The 6,476-nt window shown below is 31.6% G+C and carries 6 protein-coding genes; 4 read left to right on the top strand and 2 right to left on the bottom strand.

What is annotated here, in order from left to right; translation table 11 throughout:
* Positions 1-66 precede the first annotated feature (66 nt).
* Complete coding sequence (locus MR593_RS02380) at positions 67-1,983, bottom strand: heavy metal translocating P-type ATPase (protein ID WP_290686607.1); 1,917 nt, start codon at positions 1,981-1,983, stop codon at positions 67-69.
* Between the two features lie 86 nt (positions 1,984-2,069).
* Positions 2,070-2,261 (bottom strand): hypothetical protein, encoded by a 192-nt coding sequence (locus tag MR593_RS02375; RefSeq protein WP_290686605.1) that lies wholly within the window; start codon positions 2,259-2,261, stop codon positions 2,070-2,072.
* A 163-nt stretch (positions 2,262-2,424) separates the two neighbouring features.
* Here MR593_RS02375 and MR593_RS02370 point away from each other — a divergent pair, with 163 nt between their 5' ends.
* The 4 genes from MR593_RS02370 (at position 2,425) to MR593_RS02355 (ending at position 6,202) form a co-directional block, all read left to right on the top strand.
* A complete protein-coding gene (locus MR593_RS02370; RefSeq protein ID WP_290686603.1) occupies positions 2,425-2,742 on the top strand; it encodes a metal-sensing transcriptional repressor in 318 nt (105 codons plus the stop codon).
* 322 nt (positions 2,743-3,064) lie between these two features.
* Entirely contained in the window at positions 3,065-5,194 is a 2,130-nt protein-coding gene (nrdD, locus tag MR593_RS02365) for an anaerobic ribonucleoside-triphosphate reductase (protein WP_290686601.1), read from the top strand.
* Positions 5,195-5,213: 19 nt separating this feature from the next.
* On the top strand, positions 5,214-5,714 hold the full coding sequence (gene nrdG / locus MR593_RS02360; RefSeq protein WP_290686599.1) for an anaerobic ribonucleoside-triphosphate reductase activating protein: 501 nt from the start codon (positions 5,214-5,216) through the stop codon (positions 5,712-5,714).
* Positions 5,715-5,863: 149 nt separating this feature from the next.
* On the top strand, positions 5,864-6,202 hold the full coding sequence (locus tag MR593_RS02355) for a DUF5684 domain-containing protein (RefSeq protein ID WP_290686597.1): 339 nt from the start codon (positions 5,864-5,866) through the stop codon (positions 6,200-6,202).
* Positions 6,203-6,476 lie beyond the last annotated feature (274 nt).

Genomic DNA, 6,476 nt, shown 5'->3' with positions numbered 1-6,476 from the left:
TCGAATACTTTTTTTATATAAAGTACACCTTCAGTTTCGTTGTTGGAGTCGATAGTAGTATTTATATTAATTAGATTGGATAGATAATTTACTACTTGTTTGATCATTTTTGTACTTATATCCTAACATTCTAGAGGAATTTAATACTACGAAAATTGAAGATGCATTGTGGATTATAGCGGCTGCTATAGGGTTTAAGAAGCCTAATCCAGATAAAAGTATTCCAACTATATTTACAAGGACTGCAAAGACCCATATATTTTGTTTTATGATGAAATAAGTTCTCTTGCTAAGAGCTAGAGTTTCGCATAGAAAATCTATTCTGTCTGACATCAAAGTTATATCAGATGCATCTGATGCTATATCTGTTCCAGCCATACCCATTGCGATTCCGACATTTGCAAGAGTAAGTGCTGGGGCATCGTTTATTCCGTCGCCTATCATAGCTACGTGTTTTCCTTCTGATTGTAATTTTTTTATGTAGTCTAGCTTTTCTTGTGGAAGAAGGTTTGCTTTAAAATGTTCTATACCGACTTCTTCACAGATTGCACTTGCTGTATATTCGTTGTCACCAGTAAGCATTATGAAATCTTCTATTCCTAGAGTTTTTAATTCGTTGATAGCATCCTTTATATAAGGTCTTACAGTATCTGCTACGGATAAGCAACCCAGTACATTTTGGTTTGAAAGTACGACTAGTGCTGTTCTTCCTAACTTTTCCTCGTGATCTAAGAATTCATATATTTTTTCAGAATTAGAGCCTTCAAAATTTAATTCTTCTAGAGCTCTTCTATTTGATACCTCGTAAATTTTTTCATCTAATTTTACTTTTACTCCTCGACCAAATAGCATATCGAATTCCCCATTTGGAATATTATTCATATCTATATTTTCCTTATTGACAAGGTATTTTACGATAGACTTTCCAATAGGATGACCTGAATTTTTTTCTACTATTGCTAGAGTTTCTAAAAATTCTTGTTTTTTAGATTGATCGCATATGAACATATCCACAACCTCAGGTGTACCCTTAGTGATAGTTCCAGTTTTATCGAAGCATATAGTTGTGACTTTTGCGAATTCCTCGATGACAACACCGCCTTTTATTAGAACTCCCTTTTTAGCTGCATTTCCGACGCTGGCGATTACAGCAGTTGGTGTCGCCAAAACTAATGCACATGGGCAAGCTATTACTAAAATAGACATGACACGTATTATATCCTTTGTAAGTATAGCAGTTACAAAGCATATGAAAAGTATAGTTGGAAGGAAGAATTCTGCAAATTTATCGGCAGTTTTTTGGACATTGCCTTTGTTTTCTTGGGCATTTTTTACAGTTTTTATAATTTGACCAAGGATAGTTTCGTTTCCGATTTTTTCAGTTAGTATTTCGATTACGCCGTTTTCGTTTAAAGTACCTACAAATACCTTGTCATGGACGCTTTTATCCACAGGCATGGATTCTCCTGTTATGGCAGCTTCGTTTATTGTCGCTTGACCATTGTTGATAATTCCATCTACTGGAATTTTTTCTCCTGCTATAACTTGGATTATATCCCCAGGTCTGACTTCACGAATAGATACTAGCTCGAATTTATCGCCGATTTTTTTTCTACATTTATGAGGGACTAGCTTTATAAGAGAGCGGACTGCATTTTGTGTTTTTTTCATAGTTAAATCCTCTAGAAACTCTCCAAAAATCATCATAAATGAAACTATTGAGCCAGATAAATATTCTCCCACATATGTAGTTCCAATTAGAGCTAAAACGACTAAAAGCCCAGCTGTAACCTTTCTCTTTTTAATAGTCGCAAGCAAGGTTGATCTTATTACTATAAATCCTCCTATTACTAGAGGGATTATTTCAAATGGAAATGGAAGCGAAATTTTTATAAAAAAATGAAATATAATAGCTAGTATATTTAATACTAACAAAGTCATTGGAAGAATATATATTTTATTTTTTGTGATAAATCGATTCATATTTTATACCCCTTTCTTATAAATTTATAATTTAAAACCTGAGAGAAATAAAATTCCCTCAGGTATATATTGTGTTAAATTACTTATTAGTCTTGTTTTTTCTTAAATAAACCGAATTTCTTTTTCTTATTATGTTTATCATCTGAATGTTCATGGTCGTGGTGATGATGGTGGTGATCATGATTATGACAATGATCGTGGTCGTGTTCCTCGCTTATTCCAAATAAATCATCCATATCTTCTATATCATCTAATATTCCGTGGTGGCCTTCATGCATATTAATTACCTCCTTTATCCCCCTATGGGGGTTATTAATTATATTATAGATTCATAATAAAAATATGTCAATTAATTATCTAAAATGATTAAATACGAATTTATGAGGTATAATTTAATGTATAAGTCTTTAAAAAAATTAAGAATAGGTAGGAGTGAGTTACATGGCTAACGAAAACCATGATCATGTACATACAAACCACGTACATTCAGACGAAGATTATAAAAAATTGATAAATAGAATGTCTAGAATAATTGGACATGCGAACTCTGTGAAGACTATGATGGAGGAGCACAGGGATTGCACAGAGATTTTGATACAGATATCTGCAGTTAAATCAGCGTTAAACAATTTAGGGAAAAAAATACTAGAGGATCATATAAACAAATGTGTCGTAGATGTAGTTGGAGATGAAAAGCTAGAGGAAAAGGAAAAATTATTGAAGGATTTAAACGATGCAATAGATAAATTTGTCAGATAAAGTGATACAAAATCTATAGGATTTAAAAATATAATTCATAAATCCTTTAAAGTCCAGTAAATACAAGGTATGTATAATTATTGGAAAAATCTATATATTTAATTTTATTTAAACAATCTTGATTAGGCACAATATATGGTGTAAAATAAATCAGTCGATACTATATATTGTGCTTTTGAAAAATTATACATAAGAAATAGCAATTCTTCAATTTTTAAATTATACAGATATACTTATATAAAGTTATAGCTATTAGTATTGATAATATATAAATTTAAAATTAAGTAATTATATTAAAACTAGAGATAAAAAGGAGATAACGATGACAGCGAATTTAAATATAATAAAGAGGGATGGAAGTAAAGTAGAATTTGATAAATCAAAAATAAAAAATGCTATATTAAAAGCTATGAAATACGGTAGCGGTATAATGGAACAAGAAATAGCAAGTGATATAGCTGATGAAATAGAAAAACTGTATTTACAAGAATCATCTTCTCCAACTGTGTATAAAGTAGAAGAGTTGGTATATAAAGAACTAATAGATCACAAACAAGAATTAACTGCAAAAGCATATGAAGGATATAGAGCAGTACAATCCTTCAAAAGAGAAGTAAATACGACAGATGATAGTATCTTAGGGTTACTAGACAAAAGTAACGAGGATGTTTTAAATGAAAACTCTAATAAAAATGGTCATTTAGCATCTACACAAAGAGATTTAGTAGCGGGAGAGGTTTCAAAGGATATAGCTAGAAGAAAGCTAATACCTGCGCATATTGTTCAAGCTCATGATGAAGGGGCAATCCATTACCATGATATGGATTATGCGATACAACCGATACACAACTGCATGCTAATCAACCTAGAAGATATGCTAAACAACGGAACAGTTATAAACAACAAATTAGTTGAATCACCAAAATCATTTGCTACAGCATGTACAGTTACAACTCAAATAATAGCTCAAATAGCAAGTGGACAATACGGTGGAAACTCAATAACAATAAAACACATAGCTCCATTTTTAAGAGTTTCATACAATAAATATTTAAATAAATACATGGAAAAATACAGCGAAGAAATGGCTCATGAATTAGCTGAAGATAGAATGCTAGAGGAATTAAAATCTGGTATACAAACAATCAGATATCAATTATCTACATTACACACAAGTAATGGCCAATCTCCATTCTCTACAATATATCTTGAAATAGAAGAAGGTGGAGAATACGAAAAAGAAGAAGCTCTAATCTGTGAAGAAATGATACGCCAAAGATTAGAAGGTATGAAAAACTACAAGGGACAAGAAATTGGAGAAGAATTCCCAAAACTTGTCTACTTACTAGATGAACACAATTGTCTAGAAGGCGGAAAATACGACTATATAACTAGATTAGCAGCTAAATGCAACACAAAGAGATTAGTACCAGATTACCAAAGTGCTAAAATAATGAGAAAAAATTACGATGGGGAAACTTTCCCTCCAATGGGATGTAGATCTCATTTAAGCAACTGGAAGGATGAAAATGGAAACTACAAATGGTATGGAAGATTTAACCAAGGTGTAGTGAGTCTTAACTTAGTTCAAGTAGCTTTAACAGCAAACAAGGACATGGATAAATTCTGGGAAATCCTAGATGAAAGACTAGAATTATGTAGAGAAGCTCTAATGGTTAGACATAATTTATTATTAGGAACTCCTTCTGATATATCACCAATTCACTGGCAACACGGTGGTATCGCTAGACTTAAAAAGGGTGAAAAAATAGACCCATTATTAAAAGACGGATATTCAACATTATCTCTAGGATATGTAGGTGTTTACGAAATGACTCAAGCAATGCTTGGTGTATCACATACAACTCCAGAAGGAGAAAAATTTGCTCTAGAAGTAATGCACCACTTAAAAGACACTTGCGATAGATGGAAGGAAGAGACAGGTCTTGGATTTGGATTATATGGAACTCCAGGAGAAAGCTTAACTTCTAGATTCTGTAGATTAGACAAACAAAAATTCGGCGAAATAAAAAATGTAACTGATAGAATGTACTACACAAATTCTTATCATGTTCATGTCGCTGAAGAAATAGACGCCTTCGAAAAATTAAAATTCGAAAGTCAATTCCACGATATAAGCTTAGGTGGATGTATAAGCTACGTAGAAGTTCCTGATATGAGTAAAAATTTACCAGCAGTGGAACAAATAATAAACTACATCTACCACAACATCCAATACGCTGAAATAAACACAAAACCAGATGTTTGCTTCAAATGTGGATATACAGGAGAAATCAAATTAGACGACAATATGGAATGGTACTGTCCAAACTGTGGAAATAGAGATAAAAACGAAATGCAAGTCATGAGAAGAACTTGCGGATATATAGGCTCTAACATGTGGGGCAAAGGACGTACTCAAGAAATCAGCCAAAGAGTTTTACATTTATAAAAAAATTGGAGTGATTTTGATGAGATTTTCTAAAATAAAGGATAACGACATAGCAAATGGACTAGGAGTTACAATGTCTCTTTGGACTCAAGGGTGTCCACACCATTGCAAGGGGTGCTTCAATGGAGAAACTTGGGACTTCGATGCAGGTGAGGAGTTTGAGGATTCAGATTTAGAATATATACTTGAAAATATAAATAAAAACAATGTACACAGAGATCTGTCTATATTAGGTGGAGAGCCACTTTGCCCTGAAAATGTAGATGGAGTAATCGAGGTATGTAAAATATTTAAAGAAAAATTCCCTGAGAAGAAGATATATTTATGGACAGGATATGTTGTAGAACAATTCAACGAAAAACAAAGAAATGTGTTAAATTATATAGATGTTTTAGTCGATGGACCGTTTGTTCAAGCTAAAAGGAATTTGTCTCTTATGATGAGAGGTTCTTCTAATCAGAGAGTTATAGATGTTAAAAAGAGTTTAGATGAAAATAAAATAGTTTTATTTCAAGATTAAAAGATAAAAAAGGGCTAACTGATATACAAATGTAAATATTAGTTAGCCTTTTTCTAATATATAGAAATTATATATTTGTAAAATATTGACTGATATCTATGTTTTCTATATAATTAAAATACTTAATAGAATAAGAGGAGGGTATTTTAATGAGTGTAATAATTTATTTAGCAGTAGTTGTATTAATGTTCGCTTCTATGTGGGTAATTTTTCAAAAGGCTGGTCTTGAAGGCTGGAAAGCTATAATACCTCTTTACAATACATATTGCCTTTGTAAAATTACTTGGGGAAATGGCTGGATATTTTTAGCATTTATTGTTCCTTTAGTAAACATAGTTGTAGCTATTATGACAATGTATAAGCTAGCAAAGGTATTTGGAAAGGGAGTAGGATTTTGTATTGGATTAATATTTTTATCAGTCGTTTTCTATCCTTTATTAGCATTTAGTGATTCACAATATATGGGACCAGATAAAAAAATAGCATAATATATAGCTAAATCTACAGGGCTTGATTTGTCTGAAGTAGAAGATTTAATGAATTAATTAAATTGAATATGTTTTAAATCAATATTGATTTTACTTAATAATAAAAAGTAGGGGCATGGACTCCTACTTTTTATGTTATAATTAACAAAATATGAAAAATTTATTGTGAATAGAGGTGGTAAATTATGAAGGATTCAGATTGGGAAATACTATACAAATTATATAAAACGCCTAATATGACTAAGGTTGCAGATATGCTGTATATAACTCAACC

Source organism: Intestinibacter sp., from assembly GCF_022780145.1.
GTDB lineage: Bacteria > Bacillota > Clostridia > Peptostreptococcales > Peptostreptococcaceae > Intestinibacter.
Note: the sequence above shows the minus strand (reverse complement) of the source record. Positions and strands in the feature narration are given on the sequence as shown.